Source organism: Steroidobacter flavus (genome assembly GCF_042651805.1).
GTDB lineage: Bacteria > Pseudomonadota > Gammaproteobacteria > Steroidobacterales > Steroidobacteraceae > Steroidobacter > Steroidobacter flavus.
Genome location: NZ_JBHSDU010000014.1, coordinates 493,517 through 514,366, shown reverse-complemented (window position 1 = coordinate 514,366; position 20,850 = coordinate 493,517). Strand labels below are relative to the sequence as shown.

At 61.5% G+C, this 20,850-nt stretch carries 13 protein-coding genes; 6 read left to right on the top strand and 7 right to left on the bottom strand.

Features of this window, described 5'->3' with window-relative positions; genetic code table 11:
• Positions 1-21: 21 nt before the first annotated feature.
• A complete protein-coding gene (locus tag ACFPN2_RS24950) occupies positions 22-2,082 on the bottom strand; it encodes a TonB-dependent siderophore receptor (protein WP_380601673.1) in 2,061 nt (686 codons plus the stop codon).
• 202 nt (positions 2,083-2,284) lie between these two features.
• Here ACFPN2_RS24950 and ACFPN2_RS24945 point away from each other — a divergent pair, with 202 nt between their 5' ends.
• Entirely contained in the window at positions 2,285-3,604 is a 1,320-nt protein-coding gene (locus ACFPN2_RS24945; protein ID WP_380601671.1) for a spinster family MFS transporter, read from the top strand.
• Here ACFPN2_RS24945 and ACFPN2_RS24940 read toward each other — a convergent pair.
• Positions 3,520-4,989, bottom strand: a complete 1,470-nt coding sequence (locus ACFPN2_RS24940) for an N-acyl-D-amino-acid deacylase family protein (protein WP_380601669.1) — start codon at positions 4,987-4,989, stop codon at positions 3,520-3,522. The two genes, ACFPN2_RS24945 and ACFPN2_RS24940, sit on opposite strands and share 85 nt — an antisense overlap.
• Before the next feature lie 192 nt (positions 4,990-5,181).
• On the opposite strand from ACFPN2_RS24940, the gene ACFPN2_RS24935 reads away from it, so the two are divergent.
• Positions 5,182-6,051 (top strand): alpha/beta fold hydrolase, encoded by an 870-nt coding sequence (locus ACFPN2_RS24935; protein WP_380601667.1) that lies wholly within the window; start codon positions 5,182-5,184, stop codon positions 6,049-6,051.
• Position 6,052: 1 nt separating this feature from the next.
• On the opposite strand, the gene ACFPN2_RS38550 is transcribed toward ACFPN2_RS24935, so the two are convergent.
• The 3 genes from ACFPN2_RS38550 to ACFPN2_RS24925 form a co-directional block, all read right to left on the bottom strand.
• Entirely contained in the window at positions 6,053-6,319 is a 267-nt protein-coding gene (locus ACFPN2_RS38550; protein WP_465270392.1) for a GFA family protein, read from the bottom strand.
• Positions 6,320-6,494: 175 nt separating this feature from the next.
• A complete protein-coding gene (locus ACFPN2_RS24930) occupies positions 6,495-7,031 on the bottom strand; it encodes a BON domain-containing protein (RefSeq protein ID WP_380601665.1) in 537 nt (178 codons plus the stop codon).
• 125 nt (positions 7,032-7,156) lie between these two features.
• A complete protein-coding gene (locus tag ACFPN2_RS24925) occupies positions 7,157-10,150 on the bottom strand; it encodes a YncE family protein (protein WP_380601663.1) in 2,994 nt (997 codons plus the stop codon).
• Positions 10,151-10,313: 163 nt separating this feature from the next.
• On the opposite strand from ACFPN2_RS24925, the gene ACFPN2_RS24920 reads away from it, so the two are divergent.
• From ACFPN2_RS24920 to ACFPN2_RS24905, 4 genes are all read left to right on the top strand, one after another.
• Positions 10,314-10,880, top strand: coding sequence for an RNA polymerase sigma factor (locus tag ACFPN2_RS24920; protein WP_380601661.1), 567 nt, complete (start codon positions 10,314-10,316; stop codon positions 10,878-10,880).
• Entirely contained in the window at positions 10,873-11,931 is a 1,059-nt protein-coding gene (locus tag ACFPN2_RS24915) for a FecR family protein (RefSeq protein ID WP_380601659.1), read from the top strand. Before ACFPN2_RS24920 ends, ACFPN2_RS24915 begins: the two co-directional genes overlap by 8 nt.
• 106 nt (positions 11,932-12,037) lie before the next feature.
• Entirely contained in the window at positions 12,038-14,638 is a 2,601-nt protein-coding gene (locus ACFPN2_RS24910) for a TonB-dependent receptor domain-containing protein (RefSeq protein ID WP_380601657.1), read from the top strand.
• Entirely contained in the window at positions 14,632-16,905 is a 2,274-nt protein-coding gene (locus tag ACFPN2_RS24905; protein ID WP_380601655.1) for a hypothetical protein, read from the top strand. The genes ACFPN2_RS24910 and ACFPN2_RS24905 overlap by 7 nt, the downstream gene beginning before the upstream one ends.
• Before the next feature lie 60 nt (positions 16,906-16,965).
• Here ACFPN2_RS24905 and ACFPN2_RS24900 read toward each other — a convergent pair whose 3' ends face one another.
• Both ACFPN2_RS24900 and ACFPN2_RS24895 read right to left on the bottom strand, forming a co-directional pair.
• Entirely contained in the window at positions 16,966-18,558 is a 1,593-nt protein-coding gene (locus ACFPN2_RS24900) for an isocitrate lyase (RefSeq protein WP_380601653.1), read from the bottom strand.
• 111 nt (positions 18,559-18,669) lie between these two features.
• Entirely contained in the window at positions 18,670-20,808 is a 2,139-nt protein-coding gene (locus ACFPN2_RS24895) for a malate synthase G (protein ID WP_380601651.1), read from the bottom strand.
• Between the last annotated feature and the right edge of the window lie 42 nt (positions 20,809-20,850).

Genomic DNA, 20,850 nt, shown 5'->3' with positions numbered 1-20,850 from the left:
CGGCCCACGCACATCTCTCTATCAAAGAGACCAGCCGATGGTCAGACGCACGGTTCTCGGCCGGCCGTAGTTCACGAACATGTCGGTGAACGCACCGGCCGCGTAGAACTCGTCGAGCACATTGTCGACATTGAGCTGCGCATTGAAGCCGTTGGGGCGAACGTAACTCACATTCGCGTTGACCAGCGTGTAGGCCGGGACGAAGAACGTGTTGGCCGGATCGCCCGCCATCTTGGTGTAGTGACTGCCGCCCAGGCTGAAGCCGAGGCCTTGCAACGGACCGTCCTGGATGACGTATTTCGTCCACAGGCTCGCGGCTTGACGGGGCACGTTGACTGGCCAGCTGCCCTTGGGCGTGGAGTAGTCCTCGAGGACTTCCACATCCGTGTAGGCATAGGACGCGATCATTTCCCAGCCTCGCCGCAGCTGGATCTGGCTATCGATCTCGAAGCCGCGGCTTCGTTGCCGGCCCGAGGTATCGTAGCGGCCCGCCGGCGCGGGTAGTGCGCTCGCGACGTTCGAGCGCGTGATCTCATAAATCGCCGAGGTGACGTTGAATCTACCGTCGGACGACAGCAGTTTCAGTCCGAGCTCGTACTGTTCGCCGGACTCCGGGTCGAGCGGGCGGCCTTCGACGTCGAGCATGCCAACCTGTGGATTGAAGGACTCGCTGTAGCTTGCATAGCCAGCCAGGCCCGGACGGAGTTCGTAGGTGGCGCCCACGCGCGGCACGAAGGCATCGTGGTTTTCGTCCGAGGTTGCCGTCTGCACATTCACCCAGTTGAAGCGTCCACCGGCCGTGACGGTCAGGCGACCGACCTTGATCTCGTCCTGAACATACAAGCCCTCGCTCTCATCCTCGCGCAGCGAAGGGGACTGTACGAAATCGCCACGCTGAAACACGCTGTAGTCGGGAGCGAACAGGTCGAACGCCACCAGCGGCGAGAAGGCATAGGACGGCTTGCTGTCGACGCGCTGCCGGCCGTATTCGAAGCCGACCGCCAGTCGATGCTGGACTGACCCCGTGTCGAAGGACCCGATCAACAGCGTATCGATACCGAGCGAGCGACGCGACTCGTCGAGATCGTTGCCGTACAGATAGAGCGTGCGTTGATCGGCATCGAGGAACAGCGGCTGATAGATGTTGTAATAGTCGAGATCCGTCCAGCTCTGGCGCACGTTCTGCACCACCTTGAGGCGCTCGTTGAAACGATGCTCGAATTCATAGCCGATGCTGGCATAGCGCTGATCGATCTGCGGCGGGCTGTCGGGATCTTCGATTGTCTGGCGCGGCGAGAGCTTGCCGTGCGGGTTGGGCAGAATGAGGCCGGTGGCCGGGCGATCGGGGATCAGCTCGTTCCATTCCTTCGAGTAATGACTGATGAAGGTGATCTCGGTGTCCGGATTGATCTCCCACGTCAGCGAGGGGCCGAGGAACAGCCGTGTCACGCCGTCGGTGTAATCGACGTAGCTGCCTTCCTTGCGATAGAGCGCGTTGAGTCGACCGTAGACGTTCTGATCGGCATCGAACGAGCCGCCGATATCGACCGCCGGGATCATCATGTCGTAGCTGCCGACGGTGATCGAGGCGTCGGCGAAAGATTTCTTGACCGGGCGTTTGCTGACCAGATTGATCACGCCGCCGGGCGCGCCCTGGCCATAGAGCGCGGAAGTGGGGCCCTTGATGACCTCGACGCGCTCGAGCGCCTGCGGCTCGATGTTCAGCGACACGGTTCGCGGCAGCCCGTCGAGCAGAGTGAATCCGCCGGCGGGAAAGCCGCGGATCGACGGCAGGTCGTAGGCGTAAACGAACGACGACGCCGACACGCCGGCGACATTGCGGAGCGCGTCGTCGAGCAGGGACACGCCCATATCTTTCAGAAATCCTTCCGAGAGCACCTGAATGTTTTGCGGCGTCTCCAGCGACGACGAGCCCATCTTCGTCACGTGCTCCTGAATGCGCGATTGCGTGACGATGATGGTATCGAGCGTTTCCGCGTCGCTGTTCTGAGCCTGCGCCGCGGAGGCCGAGAGCGCCGCACAAATCGCCAGTGCGCTCGTGGCATCGAGAGATCTCTTCATGGCCGTCCCCTGTTGAGTAGTATTAATACACCAAGTGCCCTGAGAGATCTTCGCGACGGCCTCGAGCGGGCGCTTTGCGGGCAGCACCGTGTTTTTGCGATTCGGTCCGCGGTCGCCGGGCGCCGGCGGCCGCCCGATCCTGGTCGCTAATTCGCTCACCCGGACGGCAAGTCAGCGGCGTCCGGCACGGCTACGATCGAGCATGCTCACCACACCCGAGAACGAAATCGCCGCCGGATCGCGAGCCGATACCGGTTATCGCCGCTACGTGCTGCTGGTTTTATGCGCCATCTATGCCGTGAACTACATCGATCGGCAGGTGGTGGCGATCCTGCTGGAATCGATCAAAGCCGAGTTCGGCGTGTCGGACACGCTGCTCGGTCTGCTGTCCGGACCGGCGTTCGCTTTGTTCTACACGACGATGGGCATTCCCATCGCCATCGCCGCGGACCGGAGCAACCGCGTCCGGATCGTCACCGTCTGTCTGGCGCTGTTCAGTTTGACGACCCTGATGTGCGGTCTCGTCGCACAGTTCTGGCAATTGCTGGTCGCACGCCTGCTGACGGGCGTGGGCGAGGCGGGCACAGGGCCCGCGTCCCAATCGATCATCTCCGATCTTTATCCGCCGGGCGAACGGGCCCGAGCGCAGGCGACCTATGCTGTCGGAGTCAACCTCGGCATCGTGGTGGCGTTCTTCGGCGGCGGCTGGATCGCTCATCATCATGGCTGGCGCTACGCGTTCCTGGCTGCAGCCGTGCCCGGGTTTCTGCTCGCTCTGCTGGCACGACTGACCATCCGTGAGCCGGAGCGGAGCGGGGCGACGGCGGGCTCGCAGGCTCCCACGTTCCGGGAATGCATCGATGTTCTGTGGGAGCTGCGCTCCTATAGATACATCGTCTTCGGTACGGCGATGAGCGCCTTCGCCGGGTTTGGCATGGCGGCTTTCGTCCCGGCGTTCCTGATGCGCTCGCATGGACTCGATGCGGCTCAGATCGGTGCGCTGTTCGCACTCGTCGTCGGTATCGGCGGTGGCGTGGGCACTTATCTTGCGGGCGTTATCGCCGACCGCATGAGCCGGCGCGATCCGCGTTGGAATATGTATGTGCCGATGCTCGCGGCGCTCGTGTCGCTGCCGTGCTGGCCCTTGTTTCTAACCTCCGAGAATCTGGCCGTCACGATTGGGTCGGTGATGATTCCGCTGGCACTGAGTGTCGTCTTCATCGGGCCGTGTGTCGCCACGATTCAGACCCTGGCGCCGGTCAGGATGCGTGCGCGAGCCGCCGCGATCCAGCTTTTGGTGGGAAATTTGATCGGCCTCGGCCTGGGGCCGCAGGTCATCGGTATCGTGAGCGATCTGCTGGTGCCGATCGCGGGCCGGAACTCGCTGCGATATGCGCTCGCTGCCGGTGCGGTCGCGAGCTGTGTTTCGATCTGGAGCTACTGGATGGCTTCGCGCCGTCTGATTGTCGATCTCAACAAACGTCCGGATTTCGCGCCGGTGACCCCTGTTTCTCCGCGATAGGCGCTCTGCCCGTTGATCCAACATTCACGGATGCCGGCCGCGGCTTGGGTGGGATTCTCGAACGTCGCCCGATCGGCGATGTGCAATGGATCGAAGAGCACGAGGTCGGCGTAAGCGCCTTGCTCGAGAACGCCGCGGTTCTCGATACCGAACACCTTCGCCGGGCGGCTGGTCATTTTGTAGATGGCCGTCGCCATATCGAACAACCCGAGATCCCGGGCGTAATGTCCCAGCACGCGCGGAAATGTTCCCCAGAGCCGCGGGTGCGGCCCTTCGCCGTGCGGCAGGCCGTCGCTGCCGATCATCGTGCGTGGATGCGCGAGAATGCGACGAACGTCTGCTTCGTCCATTGAAAAATAGATCGCGCCGGCTGGAGATAGACGCCGCGCGGCGGCTCGCTGATCGATGCCCCATTCCGTGGCGATCTCCGCCAATGTGCGTCCGGCCACTTCGGGATGAGGTACGGACCAACTCACGCGGATCGGTACGTCTTCGCGCACCAATTCCGCCAACAACGACGTGGATGACGCCGCATACGGATAGGCATCGAGATCGACCTCCTGATCCAGGTTGGCGCGATCGATGAGCGCGAGCGTTTGTTTCGATTTGCCGAAGCTGTCCGGCCCGGCGCATTTGTGATGACTGATGATGACGCGGGCACCCGCGCATTTTCCGATTTGCAGGGCCTCCTCAATGCTCTCCATGACGTGCACGCCCTCGTCGCGCAAATGCGTCGTGTAGAGCCCGCCATACGCGCCGACCACCTCGGCCACGGCTATGACTTCCTCTGTCGGCGCATGCAGGCTCGGCGGATAGGCGAGCCCGCTGGAGAGTCCGCAGGCACCTTCCTGCATGGCTTCGTCAAGGCGTTCGCGCATCCTTGCGATCTCGCGGTCGGTGGCCGCCCGCTGTGTGTCGCCGTTCATGGCGGCGACCCTGAGCGTCATGTGTCCGACCAGTGCCAGAGCATTGAGCGGCGGCGGCGAGACTCTAAGCTGCTCTGAATACTCGGCGAAGCTGTCGAAGATCCACGAGCGTTCATCGCCCAGCAGATCCAGCGGCGCCGGCGGGCGGCGTGCAAACGTGGCGGGCGAGAGACTGACGCCGCAGTTGCCGACGACGACGGTCGTCACGCCTTGAGATAACTTGTACGTCATGTCCGACGTGGACGACACGAGCATCCCGTCATCATGCGTGTGCGTGTCGATGAATCCCGGCGCGAGCGCGAGTCCGCTGGCAACGATCTCACGTGCGCCCACCCAGCCGCCCAGATCTCCGCAAGCCGCGATCTTGTCGCCCTCGACCGCCAGATCGCCGACGTGCGCCGGTGCTCCTGTGCCGTCATAAAGAGTGACGTCGCGAATGATCAGATCACATCGGGGCATGGGAAGATCCGTTTTCGACGCTGCAAGGTCCCATTCAGCCCCTTTCCGTGACAGCCGTCTTTGCACGAGGGCCGTCGCGTTGACGAAAGGGACCGTGACGGGCCGAACTGACAACTCGCGGTGGACAACCGCAAAGCACGGCGCGATGCCTGCGGCAGTCTGTGTCGACGGGGCCGATATAAGGGAGAAGAAATGCTTGAACTCTTTGCTAGAGCCAGTGCGTTGCTGATGCTGGTCGTAGTGGCTGCGGTAGGCGCGGAATCTACGCCGTACGAGCAGGCCTCGACCGATGTGCGCGGTCACAAGCTGCAGTTTCGCGTGTACCGCGGCGGGCAAGCGACTGTGGTGCTCGAATCGGGGTTCGGATACGGCGCTGACGCGTGGGACGGGCTTGCGTCGCGCCTCAGGAGTGCGACCGGTGCCACCGTCATCAGCTACGATCGCGCCGGCTTGGGAATGAGCGATCTGCCAGACGAGCCTTACGATATCCACGAAGAGGTGATCGGACTCCACACCGGGCTGCTGGCGCTCGGGCGCAGCCACGATGTGGTTCTGGTCGGGCACTCTTACGGCGGGTATCTCATCCAGCTCTACGCGAACTTCCATCCGGAAGACGTGCGTGGTCTGGTGTACGCCGATCCCACCACGATTGCGGGCATCGATGCGCTCAATGCAACGAAGATGGCCGAGTCACTGATCCGCCAGAACGATGTTTCCAATCCAACTAAGCAGCAACGCGCCAACCTGCGGATAGCAAAGAGCTACGCGAGCGCCCACGAAACGATGCGACGTTATCCTGTCGTCTGCGATGTGCCGGTGGTCGTGATCACAGCGGGTAAGACTCCGCAAGGGATGGCGAGCGAAGCGCTGGACGCATGGCGTCGCGGGCACGCGGAACTGGTTGCACAAAGTGGCGGCACGCGGATGATCGCCGAACAGAGCGGTCACATGGTGCCCTTTGATCAGCCCGATGTCGTGATCGAAGCAGTGAGCTCTGTTTTCAAATCGCCGCATGGCCGCGCCAGATTGGCAACGCCGGGCAAGCTCTGTGCTGCCCGGTAGGCTAGTCCAGAAACTTCCAGGTCTTGGCGCCATCCAATCTTCGAACCCGCGTCGTGTCTGCGCATCTACACAGCCAAAGACACTTGTCACCCCACACGTAGCGATCGATATCTGTCTTGCGAGCTGTGATCTTGACCTTGCTTGGTTGGTAGTAACCCCACAATCCAGCATGGCGGCGACAGATCGAGCAGTTGCAGCTCGTGAGCCGCCGCGGCTTGCTCGCGACCTGAATCTGAACTGCGCCACAGTGGCAGGATCCTGTGAGCATGGCACTGCCCTCTTGTGCACGAACGCTCCTGGAAGTTTACTTGCAACGATGAGGATTGGACACGCAGCGGCCGAGAACCACTGAGCATGAGGGCGGGAAAGGGCGGGCCGGTCAGCAACGATCTGGCCCGGCCGCGATGGCTGTCCAGTGAGCACTGGTTCAGCGGGTGTGCGAGCTATCGACTCTCGAGCAACCGGATGCTGCTCTCGACGTCCCGGACGCCACTGACGGAGCTCGCTGCATTCTCGGCGCGCGTCTTTCCGTCGGCATTCGTCACAAAGCCGCTCAACTGCACAACGCCGGCACTCACCTCGACGTTAACGTTGCTTCCATCGCCGATCGCCGCATTATCGAGGCTGCTGCGAACCTGAGCGGCAATCACGGTGTCCGCTGCGGACTCCTGCGGGGCTTGGGACTCAGGGCGAACGCTCAGCTCGTCGCGAACGTCAGTTGTACCCAGGACTGACCGGGCCCGCGCAACTGCGGCCGTTCTGGCGGCGGCCGATTCGACGGTGCCGCTCAATATCACGAGTCCGTCGCGCGTATCGACCTTGATGTCGCGGGCATTTACCGCATGATCGGTCGCGAGTGCCGCCCTGACCGTGGTGGCCAATGCAGGATCGCTGACAAACTCATTCGCTGATTCTCCGGCTGCGACTTCGACGATGCAAAGCAAACAGAGACCGGAGGTAAGTTGTCGTAGGTTACGCATGACTTCGTTCCCCGTCGCAGACAGCTGCGATAGCTTGGGAACGGATCATCGAATTCTAAGTTCCTGCCGCCCTCGCGCGGCTCACGCGCGAATGTGAAGCGATTGAGAATGAGGCCAGCTTCCCGCTACGGCATCGGCAGCTCCACGTGGCAGATTCGATCGCCAACCACCGCGATGAATTCTCGTGGCGTCGTCCCGGCGTACATCACCGGGTTGGCGGCAACGGTATTGCGACATCCGTTCAGATCGTAGATGCCGGTCAGCTGAAACGTTTCTGCGTCGAAGGTCCGGACGCGAGCGCCCAACTCGCCCTGACCGTAGCCCTCCATCGTGAAGATGTTGACCCCGTCAGAGCTCTCGACTTGCATGCTGGCAACGGTCTCGCCCACCTGGAGCAGGGTTCGAGCATCGATGGCCTGGCCCTGAGTCAGATAGATACGATCGCGGACGCTGCCATCGCTGGTTTGCAGACTGGTCAACAGGATGGTATCGCGGCGTTCCGTCACGACGTCGGGCATCGTCGGTTGGAGATCGATTCGTTGCGTCAGCCTGTAGGCGCCGAAGTCCTTCGGAAGAATCGTCGCAGAGCGCCGATCGGAGCTGACGTGCACGTGCGCGTATTGCACGAATTTTCGCTGGCCATTGCCGATGCGAAATCCGTTACCTGCGAGATCGACGATGCCGAAGTACACGCGATCGTTGGGCTGCCCGTACGATCCGGCGAGCAGCAGTCGATCGTTGCCGAGCCATGCGATCGCGTGGGAGCCGCGGTAATAGTAGTAGGGCGCGCTGGGCTCCTGCAGCAGATCGAACGGAAATGAGATCGGGGTCAGCAGCGTATTGTTGGTCGTATCGACCACGTCGATCCGCGCAACGCTCTGCTGAGAAAGGAACAGTCGACTGCCGTCGTCGTTGATTGCCATGGACGATATGACGAACGCGAGCGGCAGGCGCGCCACGATCGACCGTGTAGACGTCGAGTAGATGACGAGGTCCCTTGCGCCGTCCTGGACGTACAAGCGTCCGCGAGCGCGATCGAAGTAGGCGGCGCCGAACGGCGTTGTTCCGTACGCGACCGTCGTCGTGGTCGCCGGGGCCGCGGTCAGTGGCGTTGGCAGATCGGGTCCACCCGGCTGTCCTGGTGTGGTCTCGGGTGAAAAAATCGAGAACACGCACAGGCGACCGCCCACCGTCGTGGCCCATTCGTTGGATACAGCGACGTGAACCAATGGCCCGTGAGTCGCAGCACTGCATTGATGATAGAACGTAGAGCGCAGCTGGAGCGTTGTACCGTCGTGGACGGACATGCCGTTGTACTGAAAGGCCAGCAGGATGTTTCCGTCGGCAGAGAATCCGGCCGGTGACGTCGAAAAGCCGCTCACTGCGGTCATCGTAGCTGTGTCCAGTGCCGCGCCGTTACTCAGGATCAGGCGCTCGCCGCTCGGGCTCAGGATCATTTGCATCGAAACATAGTTCGTCTGAATCGGGTACGTCGCGACGATCGGTCCGGATGGCTGAGCAAGATCGATCTTGTCAGCAGACCAATAGCCACCGTTGGGTTGATGCAAGACATACAGGTAGCGAGCGTCTGGACTGATCGCCAGGCGGCTGAGGCTACTGTTCGTCGTCAGGGGCGTCGGCAGCAACGTCGATGTATCCGTCGCGCCAAGCTCGACGCGAGCGATACGAGTTGTCGAAATAGATGTGTACGTGTTGACCTCTTCGACAACATGGCCGCTGACATAGAGGGTCGCCGGTCCCGCGACCACGATGTCGTCGATGAAACTCCCGCCAATCGCGACGCCCACTTCAATACGACGCACTGTCCGAGTGGTGAGATCGACCGCGGCCACGGCCGCGCCCGTACTCAGCGCGACGAACAGCGTGTTCTGGTCGGTGCTCAATGCCAGGGCGGTCGGCTTCGATCCGACGACGATGCGGTCGACGATGTGATACGAGCCGCGATCGATCGCTACGATTTCATTGCGTGAGCGTATCGGTACATACAGTCGATTGCGCGATGGCGCGTACACGATATCCGCGCCTTCTTCTGCGCCGAGCTCCACGATGCGACTCGATGCGATCTCTACGGGTTGGATCGAGCTCCGCGGCTGAAGCGGCGCGGTCAAAGCCGGATGCGCGACTGAATCCCAGGCCACCAATGCACCTGGCGTGAACGTGCCATCGCCGTCGAAGTCCTCTTGCTGAGTGGCGGCAGTGAGTGACGACTCGCCGTTCAAACCATCGACGATTGCAACCGCAGAGTTGCCCGCGCCTCGGAACACGATACGACCGAGCGTCGGCACGACGCCGACTCGACCCGTGAGCGTCGATTCGGTCGCGATCGAGACGGTGCCTTGCAAAGCGTCCGACGACAAGTTGCCATTGATCGTCAGCGCGAGCCGCGCGGTGCTATAGCGTTGGGAGAGGTCGATGGTGAAGTCGCGCAGCGTGTCCGCTTGCCCCCCGTTCGCGAGCGTCATCGCCTCGCCGGTAATCACATAACGATCGAAGCCGCTGCCGCCGAAATTGTCGGCATAGCGGTGGTCGATACTCATCGCGCCTCTGAGCGAAACGCCCGTGGATAAGCTGTACTCGGGCACGGTCACACGAATGGATATGTTCGAGTCCGGGTACGCAAAGCTCAGCGCGAGCACCTCGAAGCGCAGGCTCCCGGTCGTGGCTATCGTTCCTTGGGTGCACGACGCCAGCGTGATGACGACCGTATCGCTCGTACTGACCCTGCCATTGCGATCGGCATCCGTGACGCTCACGGACTGCGTGCCACCGTTCGTGCAGTTGGTCGTCGAGGCTGCGACTGACTCCGTCGATACGACGGCTTTGAATGCGGCGATGGCAGTCCGCGATAACGCGACGAGGGTCCCAGCCATCCCCAAGCTCTTGCTTTGCACGGCTTGAGCGTTGCTGGACGTGATCGTGAGAGCCGCGGGCGTCACGGGAGGTGTCGGTGGCGCCGGGCCGCTCGGACCGGGGCTTTGACCCGTGCCGCCGCCGCCGCCACCACCACCACACGCTGTGAGCGTGAGTGAGAGAGCGATGATCGCGGCATGAACCGAATGCGCTCGAACCTGCATGACTTCTCCCGTCACGCGCAGCATGCTGGCCCCTCCAGATGGGTGCGGTGATCCTTACCCGAGAACGCTCGGCGACTCATTACATAATTTGATCTTGTCGCGAGCGAACGCTAGGAATGATAGCAAGGATCAGTCTTTGGATGGCGTATGGGGGGACCCCCACTTTTCGAAAAAACCGCTCTAATAGGTGAAGAATGCCAAACCGCGGGGCCGCCGCTTGCCTGAGACCGATGCTCGCTTCTTTGTAACCGCCATTGCCAAGCGGTACGGCAGCCGTTTGCGGCGATTCCTCTCGACCCGCCTGCGCAACTCGCATGAGGTGCCGGATCTGGCACAAGAGGTGTTCCTGCGGCTGTTGCGCGTGGATCACCACGAAAGCATCCGCAGCCCCGAAGCCTATCTGTTCACGGTTGCCCGCCACGTCCTGCATCAGCATGCAGCTCGCGTTTCGGCCGAACAGTCGACGGTCGATATCGCGGAGGTGATCACCGAGCTGCATGCACTCGCTGGGGACGAGCCTACGGCGAAGGCGGAGAGCGCTGAAGCGATCGCTCGGTTCGAGATCCTGTTGAAGGGTCTGCCGTCGCGCGTGGCGACCGCCTTGGTCATGCACAAGGTGTTTGGTTACACGGTGCAGGAGATCGGCGATGAGTTCGGGGTCTCGCGTGAGACTGCCAAGAAGTATCTCGCTCGAGCCGCGGAGCACTGTCGAAACGCGCTCGCCGGACAAGAGTATGGAGACTCCCATGAGTGATGTCGGTTCTCGGCCCAGTGCCACTACGGTCGCGGAGGCATCCGCATGGTTTATCGAGTTCCGGACGGGCGAGCTGAATCAGCTGGAGCGGGATCGGTTCACGCAATGGATTCGCATGTCTCCGCATCACATCCGTGCATATCTCCAGGTTGCCGAGGCATGGGCTGCGTTACCCGCCGCCGATGCGCAAGATCGCTTTGACATCGAAGCGATGATAGCGGCAGCGCGAGGCGCACCGGAGAACGTGGTCGTCTTGCCGTCGCGTCCCGTGCGGGCAGGCGCTGTTCAGCGGTCGCGCAAGTCCATTCGCTCATTGGCTGCTGTCGTTTGTTTGTGCGCGCTCATCCCGCTGGTTTGGTTGGCGATGCGCGAGGCAAACGTGTATCGCACTGGAATTGGCGAGCAGCGCACCTTGCGTCTCGCGGATGGATCGACGGTCGAGCTCAATGCGCGCAGTGCCATTCGAGTGAAACTTTCGACAGGTGAGCGACGCGTCGTGCTGCTCGAGGGCCAGGCATTATTCAAGGTCGCGAAAGATCCGCAGCGCCCGTTCGTGGTCGACGGTGGCAGGGCGCAGGTTCGAGCGGTAGGCACTGAGTTCGACGTTTACCGTAAACCGGATCGAACGACGGTCACGGTGGTGGAGGGCAGGGTGGCAGTGTGGCAAACGACGCCGCGCTGGCAGGTGCTTGGCCAAGACACTGCCGATGCGCAGCCAAAGCAGTTCATGCTAGCCGCCGGTGAGCAGCTCGCGGTCGCGCCGAAGCAGCTCAAGAAACATGAAGATGTCGATGTGGCTGCATCGACGGCGTGGACCCAGAACCGACTCGTCTTCGAAGACACGCCGCTGAGCGACGTGGCCGATGAGTTCAACCGCTATAACAACCAGCGCCTGGTGATCGTAGACGCCGAGTTACAGCGCGTGGGGATCAGCGGCCGATATTCTTCGACCGATCCGACGGCGCTCATCGAGTTCCTGCGGGCACAGCCGGCGTTACAAGTCGTCGAGACCTCGGAGGAAATCCAGGTGTCGCGACGGGATCGGCGCTGACCTGAGCACCCCCACTTTCCAAATGCGAACGCTCTACTCCTCCATCGAAGCGCCAGATGCCCTGGCGCTCGTTATAACAAGCCTCATTCGAGGTGGAGGGAGTTTCGTGCGTACGTCCATCATCGCCGCCGCTGTGTGTTGTGCGTTGGCTAGCTTCGCTTCGGCCAATGACGCCGCCGCGGCCATTCGCCGTGCGACGAAGATCGAGCCGCAGTCGTTGGGCAGTGCTCTCAAGCAACTTGCGGAGACACGGGATCTGCAGCTGCTGTACTTCGCGGACGCGGTGAAAAATCTACGAACCGCCGGCGCAGTCGGTGAGATCACGGTCGACGAAGCGTTGACGCGGATTCTCGACGGTACCGGACTGCACTTTCGTTATCTCAACGACAACACCATCACGATTTTCTCCGAAAACGCCGCTGAGGACCCGCTGGGCGGCGACGATCGAGCGTCGGCAAGCGAGCTGGAGGAGATCGTCGTCACCGGCACTCATATCAATGGAGTGAAGGACACCTTCTCTCCGGTCGTCACGATGGATCGGGAGAGCCTGGAGCGGGCGGGATTTACCACCGTGTTCGAAGCGCTGGACAAGTTACCGCAGAACTTTGGCGGCGGCGCCACGCCCGATACATCGACGTCGGGCGATGCGCGAGGCACCGGTGCAGCCAGCGTGAATCTGCGCGGGCTCGGCGACGGCGCGACGTTGATCCTGTTGAACGGGCATCGTCTGGCGCCGGGCGGAGCCTTCGGCGACTTCGTGGATATTTCCACCATCCCGACGGCAGCCATCGATCGTATCGAAGTGGTCACCGATGGTGCTTCGGCCATTTACGGATCCGATGCCGTCGCAGGCGTCGTCAACATCATCCTGCGCAAAGATTTCGAAGGGGCTGAAAGCCGCTTGAACTGGAGCACCGTCACCGATGGCGGCAGCGACACGCTGCGTGCGGGGCAGACCGTCGGCTGGAGCGGCGAACGTGCGCATGGACTGATTTCTTATGAGTACGCGGACGAGGCCATGCTGCCGGCTCATGACAAGGATTTCGCTCGCACCTTGCCCGATCGAAACTACTTGTTGCCCGAGAGTCGCAAGCACAACGTGCTGGTCTCCGGCGGGGCCACGCTCTCGGATCGCATCAGCCTCAGCGCCGATGGTTATTTCGGCAAGCGCCGTTCGCGGGGCTCGTACACCTGGGACAACTCGGCGTTCGGCTACACCTCCGATCTCGATGTCGATCAATTGAGCGGCTCGCTGGGATTGAACGCGAAGTTGTTCAGTGACTGGCAAGCAAACCTTTCTGGAGCGTTCTCGAAGAGCAGATATCACGGCGATGACCTCACCAGTGCCGCGCCGGTGAATGGCGGCTCGCTCGCAGTCTCGAGCGGCGAAGTGCTCTCGTTCGATGCTTCGCTGGGCGGGTCGTTGTTTCGCCTGAGCAGTGAAGCCGTGCGCGGCGTCATCGGACTCCAGTATCGGGATGAGCAGATCGATCAATCGACGGTCGATCGATTGAATCACAGCATCGTTTATATCGACCGCGATGAGCGGCGGCAGGTATTGGCGGCTTATGGCGAAATCTATGCTCCCATCGTCACGTCAGCCGATGGTGTGCCCGGCATGGATCGGCTCGCGTTGACGCTGGCGGGGCGATATGAGGATTACAGCGACGTCGGCACCGCGTTCAATCCCAAGGTCGGCCTCGCCTGGTCGCCCGTCGCGGGTTTCAGCTTGCGCGGGACCTACGGAACGTCGTTCCGCGCGCCGCGGTTGGATCAACTGATCGACAAGGTTCAGTACGCCTATCTCGCACCGTACGCTGACCCGCAATCCGCCACGGGACAGTCCACGGCGCTGGTGATAGGCGGCTCGCAGCCCAATCTGGATCCGGAAGAGGCGGAGACCTGGTCGGTGGGCTTCGATTTCACGCCGCCGTCGTTGCCAGGGCTGAGCGTGCGGGCCAGCTATTTCGATATCGACTACGAAGATCGCGTGAGCATCCCGTCGCTGTCGATGAACCGGCAGTACCAGTACACCCAATTCTCGGGCGTGCCACAGTACGATCCCAGTCAGGCGCTGGTGCAGTCGTTGGTGAGTCGGGCGCGGATCTATCGCGACTTCTCCACGTTGTTTCCTATCGCGCCGCTGTCGTTGGCGGACGTGACGGTGCTGCTCGATTCGCGACAGCAGAATATGAGTGTCTCGACCGTCCAGGGCGTCGATCTGGACGTGCAGTATGAGTTGCAGACGAGCTTCGGTGGCTGGACGTTCTTCGCGAACGGCAGCTACCTGACGGACTTCTCCGAACAGGTATCGCCGCAGGCCGCAGTGACCGAGCTGTTGAACACTTACGACAATCCGGTGGATCTGCGGGTACGGGCGGGGGCGGCATGGCGGACGGCGCGTGCAACGGCAGCGCTCTACTTGAACTACGTCGATGACTATTGGGATGACGAGGCTGCCCCGGTTCCGGTGAAGATCGCTTCATGGACGACGATGGATGTTTCCGTGCGCTTCAATCTCGGTGAGTTCTTCGGCACAGACCTGGCCAGAAATGCATTCGTCACGGTCAACATCAATAATGTTTTGAATGAAGATCCTCCGACGCTGGGCTCCGCCCCGGTGCGTGGCCTTTCGACGGTCTACGACGCGGCGAATGCGGATCCGGCCGGCCGTCGCATCGGCATCTTGCTGAGCAAGCAGTGGTGAGGCGTCCGCGCCTGTGGGAAGCCGCCATTGGCGGCTTCCTTGCAATGCTGTGCGCCGTGCTGGACGCCGCGCCGATCACGGTTCGGGAAGCAACGGAGACGGCGCGCATCATGGAGTTGCGCGACGGCAATCCTGTCAGCGTCTCCCCCGATGGCCAGCGATTCGCATTGATGGTCGTTCGGGGCGACGTCGCCAAAGACGGCGTGTGGCTCGAGATTCTGTCCGGCGATATGTCATCCATCGCCACCCGCGGCAGCGCGACGTTGAAGGCCCGCTTGTTCAGTCGCGGCTTCGGCGATCCCGAAAACTTGTTGAAGACGTATCTAACGCTGCCGCGTGGCAATGCTTTGCTTTGGGAAGATGCCCGTCATGCGCTGTTCTTCTGGCCCGATGCGGACAACATTGTTCAGGTGTTCCGTGTCAACGTCGACAGCGGCGAGACGGCAGCGGTGACCCATCACAGCACCGATGTCAGTACCTTTGCGCTTTCGATTGCGTCGACGGGAGCTCTGCTGTACTCGGCGCGGACGCCGCCTCCTGTGCGACCGTCGATGGAGCGGGGTGGCTTTGCGGTCCAGAGCGAAGATATCTTTTCTTTACTCAGGGATGGCGGCGGCGAGCATAGCCTGCTCGATCGATGGAACATCGAATGGTTCGTGCAGTCACCGGGCGCGGCACCGCGACGCCTGAATTTTACCGGCGATCGCACGCAGTTGCCTTCGAAGTCGTTTCTTGCGCAGCCGTCGCCGGATGGACGTTACGCGATCGTGGACGGAGCACCGGAACGGATTCCGCCTAAATGGGCGGACTACCGGGAACCCTGGCTTCAGAGTCAGGTTCGCGAAGCACTGGATATCTCGCCCAAGGGATTCATCGCGCGCCAGATTGCGCAGCCTTATCTGGTGAGCCTCGACGACGGCAGCGCACGGCCCTTGTTGAATGCGCCCCTGCATCGGTCGAATTTCCAGAACGTCTTGTGGTCTGCCGACAGCAGCTCCGTGATCGTGGGCCCAACGTTCATTCCTCTCGAGCTGCTCCAAGGCGCGAATGCCAGCCAGGAAGGTTTGCTCCACGTCGACATCGCTTCGGGCGAGGTCACGGTGCTGCCGTATCTCGCGGAGTTGGCAAGTGCCCGCGCCGGCGATCTGCAGTGGGTGAGTGAACACACATTGCGCGTTGGCGCCGATCCAATTCGCGCGTGCTTGGAGTATACGGGCGCTGCTTGGCGGCAGGTTGCAAACAGCGGCTGCGTGGTCAAGGCGCGGCCAGGCGTGCGCTTCGAGATCCGGCAAAGTTTGAACGATCCACCGCGACTGTTTGTCAGCGACTCGCGCCAACGGCGCTCGCGAATGATTCTGGATCCGAATCCGCGGTTGCGCGATCGGTACTCGCTTGGCCGCGTGGAAACGGTGCGTTGGCAAACCAAGAGCGGCGGTGCCTGGCGCGGACTGCTCTATTACCCGGTGGATTATCAGCGAGGCAAAACTTATCCATTGGTGATCCAGACGCACGGCGTGCAGTCGGAGAGCGAATTCAACTTGTATGGTTGGGGTCCTGGAACGGGACCGGGCATCTCGCTCTATGCAGCTCAGATGCTGGCGGGCAAAGGCATGCTGGTGCTCCAGACTCAGGCGCCGATGGATGATGCCAGCCAGAATGTCGAGCCCAGGCGGGAAGGGCCGGAGGCGGCGGAAGGCTATGTCGCAGCCATCGACCTGCTTGCGTCGCGAGGACTCGTCGATCGAGGGCGCGTCGGTCTCACTGGATTCAGTCGTACCGGCTGGCACGCGCTGTATGCTCTGACGCACTCGACATTTCCATACGCGGCGGCGATCGCGTCGGACAACATCAATGGCGGCTATGTCGAAGCGACATTTGCCACGCAGGGGATCACAGACGCGATGGTGGGTGCGCCACCCTTCGGAGAAGGGCTGCACGCATGGTTGCGTGAGTCGCCGGCCTTCAATGTCGAGCGTATTCGAGCGCCGCTGCGCATGGAGTTGCAGTCCGGCCCGCTCGAGAGCGCCATCTATTCCTGGGAGATTTTTTCGCGCCTGCGGCGCCTGGGCAAGCCGGTGGAGTTTTATATTTCTCCTCACATCGAGCGAGGCAGTCATCAGGTGCAGAATCCGTCGCAGATCCTGGCGTGTAAGGACGGCGCCATCGACTGGCTCGACTTCTGGCTGAACGGTCGCGAGGGCAGCGATGCTGTGAAAGGCGAGCAGTACGCGCGTTGGCGCAAGCTGCGCACCTCGGACACTAACTAAAGCAAACGGCCCGAGGATTTCTCCTCGGGCCGTCGCTGAATCAATCGACCGTCGAGCGGCTTAGAACTGATTCATCGTGTTGTGCTTGCCGCCCGCCTTGAGCGCCGCTTCACCGGCGAAGTATTCCTTGTGGTCATCGCCGATGTCCGAGCCGGACATGTTTTGATGCTTGACGCAGGCGATACCTTCGCGAATTTCCTTGCGCTGGACGCCGGCAACGTAAGCCAGCATGCCTTCTTCGCCGAAATAACCTTTGGCCAGATTGTCGGTGGACAATGCGGCCGTGTGGTAGGTCGGCAGCGTGATCAGGTGATGGAAAATGCCGGCGTCGCGCGCCGCATCGCGCTGGAAGCTTTGAATGCGACGATCGGCTTCCTTCGACAGCTCGGAGGAATCGTAGTCCGCGCTCATGAGCTTGGCGCGATCATAGGCCGACACGTCGCGGCCATCCTTGCTCCAGGCATCGAACACCTGCTGACGGAAATTCAGCGTCCAGTTGAACGACGGGCTGTTGTTATAAACCAGCTTCGCGTTCGGCACGACCGCGCGAATACGATCCACCATGCCCTTGATCTGGCCGATGTGAGGTTTCTCGGTTTCGATCCACAGCAAGTCGGCGCCGTGTTGCAAGCTGGTGATGCAGTCGAGCACGCAACGGTCTTCGCCGGTGCCGGTGCGGAACTGGAACAGGTTGCTGGGCAGGCGCTTGGGGCGTAGCAGCTTGCCGGCACGATTGATGATGACGTCGCCATTCTTCATGGTGGCCGGCGTCACTTCTTCGCAATCCAGGAAGCTGTTGTACTGATCGCCGAGGTCGCCGGGTTCGCGGGTGTAGGCAATCTGTTTGGTCAGACCGGCACCCAGGGAGTCGGTGCGAGCGACGATGACGCCGTCATCGACGCCCAGTTCCATGAACGCATAACGCACGGCGCGAATCTTCGCGAGGAAGTCTTCGTGCGGCACAGTGACCTTACCGTCCTGGTGACCGCACTGCTTTTCATCGGACACCTGGTTTTCGATCTGGATGCAGCAGGCACCCGCTTCGATCATCTGCTTGGCCAGCAGGTAGGTCGCTTCGGCATTACCAAAACCCGCATCGATGTCGGCGATGATCGGCACGACGTGCGTCTGGAAATTGTCGATGCGGTTCAGCACGTCCTTTTCTTTGGCTGCATCTTTCGCGCTACGCGCCGCATCGAGATCGCGGAACAGACCGCCGAGCTCGCGAGCATCCGCCTGACGAAGGAAGGTGTACAGCTCTGCGATCAGCGCCGACACCGAAGTCTTTTCGTGCATCGACTGATCCGGCAGCGGACCGAAATCGGAGCGCAACGCTGCGACCATCCAACCGGACAGATACAGATAACGGCGCTTGGTCGAGCCGTGATGTTTCTTGATGGAGATCAGCTTCTGCTGACCGATGAAGCCATGCCAGCAGCCCAGCGACTGGGTGTATTGGCTGGCGTCCTTGTCATAGGCGGCCATGTCCTCACGCATGATCTTCGCGGTGTAGCGCGCGATATCCAGACCCGTTTTGAAACGGTTCTGCAAACGCATGCGCGCGACGTATTCCGGGCTGATAGCGCGCCAGCTCGGGCCATTCTGGGCGATGACCGCACCGGCTTGATCGGCGGTGCTTGCATAGTTCGACACGACGTAACTCCTAATCGATACGACAGGCTTCGGGTTGAGGCCACCATAGCCGGTTGCTATCCCGACGTAAAATATATGGTCGATTAGAAGTCCATACTTTTTTCGTATGGCTCAAAGACTGTCGCGGCGCTTGGCCTTCTCCCGGAACGCGTGTAGCAGGGGTTCGGTGTAGCCGTTCGGCTGAGACGATCCCTCGAAAATCAAGGCACTAGCCGCCTGGAACGCCAGGCTGTTCGCCGTATCCGGGGACATGGGCCGATAGTTCGGGTCGCCGGCGTTCTGGGCATCGACTCTGGCAGCCATACGCTCCAATGCGGCCTCCACATCCTGAGTCGTGCAGATGCCGTGCATCAGCCAGTTGGCGATGTGTTGTGAGGAGATTCGCAACGTGGCGCGGTCCTCCATGAGTCCGACATCGTGAATGTCGGGCACTTTGGAGCAGCCGATGCCTTGGTCGATCCAGCGCACCACGTAGCCGAGAATGCCCTGTGCGTTGTTATCCAGTTCCTCACGGATCTGTGCCGCACTCCAATCGGTTTTTTCGGCGAGTGGAATCTTCAGCAACGTGCCGAGCGGGGCAGGGGCGTCGAGTGCGAGTTGCCCATGTCTCGCGAACACATTGACCGCGTGATAGTGCAGGGCGTGGAGCGTCGCTGCGGTTGGAGAAGGCACCCAGGCCGTGGTCGCGCCAGCGCTCGGATGAGCGATCTTCTGGGTCAGCATGTCTCCCATCTTGTCTGGGGCTGCCCACATGCCTTTTCCGATCTGCGCACGTCCACTCATTCCCGCCGCGAGCGCGATCTGCACGTTACGCTGCTCATAGGCGCGGATCCACTCGCTTTGTTTCATTTCGTTCTTGCGAATCATCGCGCCAGCGCGCATCGACGTATGAATCTCATCGCCGGTGCGATCCAGAAATCCGGTATTCACAAACACGATGCGATGTCTGACTTCGTAGATGCACGCCGCCAGGTTCGCTGAGGTGCGTCGCTCTTCGTCCATGACACCGATCTTGAGTGTATAGCGAGGGAGCTTGAGCAAATCTTCAATCGCATCGAACAGACGGTTGGAGAATGCAACCTCCGCGGGCCCATGCATCTTCGGCTTCACGATATAAATCGAGCGCGTTCGGCTGTTCGCGTGACGATTGTTCACGTCGTGGAGGGCAATGAGGCTGCCGATGACGCCATCGACGATGCCTTCCGGTGCTTGCGAACCGTCGGGCAGCAGCACTGCGGAAGTCGACATCAGGTGCCCAACGTTTCTAACAAACAGCACACTGCGACCCGGCAGCGTGAATCGCTCGCCCTGCGGTGCCAGCCACTCGCGATCCGGCTCCAACGAGCGCGTGAGCGTTTTGCCGCTCTTCTCGAACGTGGCGGTCAGCGTGCCTTGCATGAGCCCGAGCCAGTTGGAATACGCCGCGACTTTGTCATCGGCGTCCACTGCGGCGATGGAGTCTTCCAGGTCGACGATGGTCGTCAAAGCAGCTTCGAGAATGACATCGGCAAGCCCCGCGGGATCTGCTCGTCCAATCGGATGCTTGCGATCCAATACCAGCTGGATGTGCAGCCCATGATGTTTGAAGAGGAGGCCGGTCGGTGCGTGCGCCGGACCCGTAAAGCCGACGAACGCCGCAGGATCGCTCAGTGCAGGAACCAGGGCGCCGTTCTGCACGGTCCATTGCGCCACGTCTTCGTGACGCCCCGCTTGCAAGGGCACTGTCTCATTCAGAAAACGCTTTGCATACGCGATGACTTGCTGGCCGCGCTCGGCATCGTAACCGGGCCCTCGAGCTTTGCCCGGTAATGCATCGGTTCCATACAGTGCATCGTACAAGCTGCCCCAGCGCGCGTTGGCGGCGTTGAGAGCGAAGCGCTCGTTGAGCGCCGGCACGACCAGTTGCGGTCCCGCCAGCGTTGCAATCTCAGCATCGACACCTTGCGTGTCGATCCGGAAAGCCGGGGGCTCCGCGACCAGATAGCCGATCGCGCGCAGGAATTGTTCGTATTCGGTGGCGTCGATCGGTTGTCCTCGCCGGGCTTCGTGCCACTGATCGATCTGGGCCTGCAGGCGATCTCGGATTGCGCGCAGCTCGTGGTTTTCCGGTGCAAATTGCTTTAGCAATTCAGCGAAGCCTGGCCAGAAATCTTCCGGATCCAATCCCGTACCGGGCAGGACGCGTTGCTCGATGAAGGTGCTCAGGCATTCCGCGACTCGCAGGGAGGCACGTGCGACGTGGTTCGGCATTTGAATCGATCTCCAGCCTGGGCGAGGACCCGGCTCGGCGCG

Bases quoted from the DNA above. Each gene is read 5' to 3' on its own strand.
- ACFPN2_RS24950 (WP_380601673.1), bottom strand. From the start codon at position 2,082: ATGAAGAGATCTCTCGATGCCACGAGCGCACTGGCGATTTGTGCGGCG.
- ACFPN2_RS24945 (WP_380601671.1), top strand. From the start codon at position 2,285: ATGCTCACCACACCCGAGAACGAAATCGCCGCCGGATCGCGAGCCGAT.
- ACFPN2_RS24940 (WP_380601669.1), bottom strand. From the start codon at position 4,989: ATGCCCCGATGTGATCTGATCATTCGCGACGTCACTCTTTATGACGGC.
- ACFPN2_RS24935 (WP_380601667.1), top strand. From the start codon at position 5,182: ATGCTTGAACTCTTTGCTAGAGCCAGTGCGTTGCTGATGCTGGTCGTA.
- ACFPN2_RS38550 (WP_465270392.1), bottom strand. From the start codon at position 6,319: ATGCTCACAGGATCCTGCCACTGTGGCGCAGTTCAGATTCAGGTCGCG.
- ACFPN2_RS24930 (WP_380601665.1), bottom strand. From the start codon at position 7,031: ATGCGTAACCTACGACAACTTACCTCCGGTCTCTGTTTGCTTTGCATC.
- ACFPN2_RS24925 (WP_380601663.1), bottom strand. From the start codon at position 10,150: ATGCTGCGCGTGACGGGAGAAGTCATGCAGGTTCGAGCGCATTCGGTT.
- ACFPN2_RS24915 (WP_380601659.1), top strand. From the start codon at position 10,873: ATGAGTGATGTCGGTTCTCGGCCCAGTGCCACTACGGTCGCGGAGGCA.
- ACFPN2_RS24895 (WP_380601651.1), bottom strand. From the start codon at position 20,808: ATGCCGAACCACGTCGCACGTGCCTCCCTGCGAGTCGCGGAATGCCTG.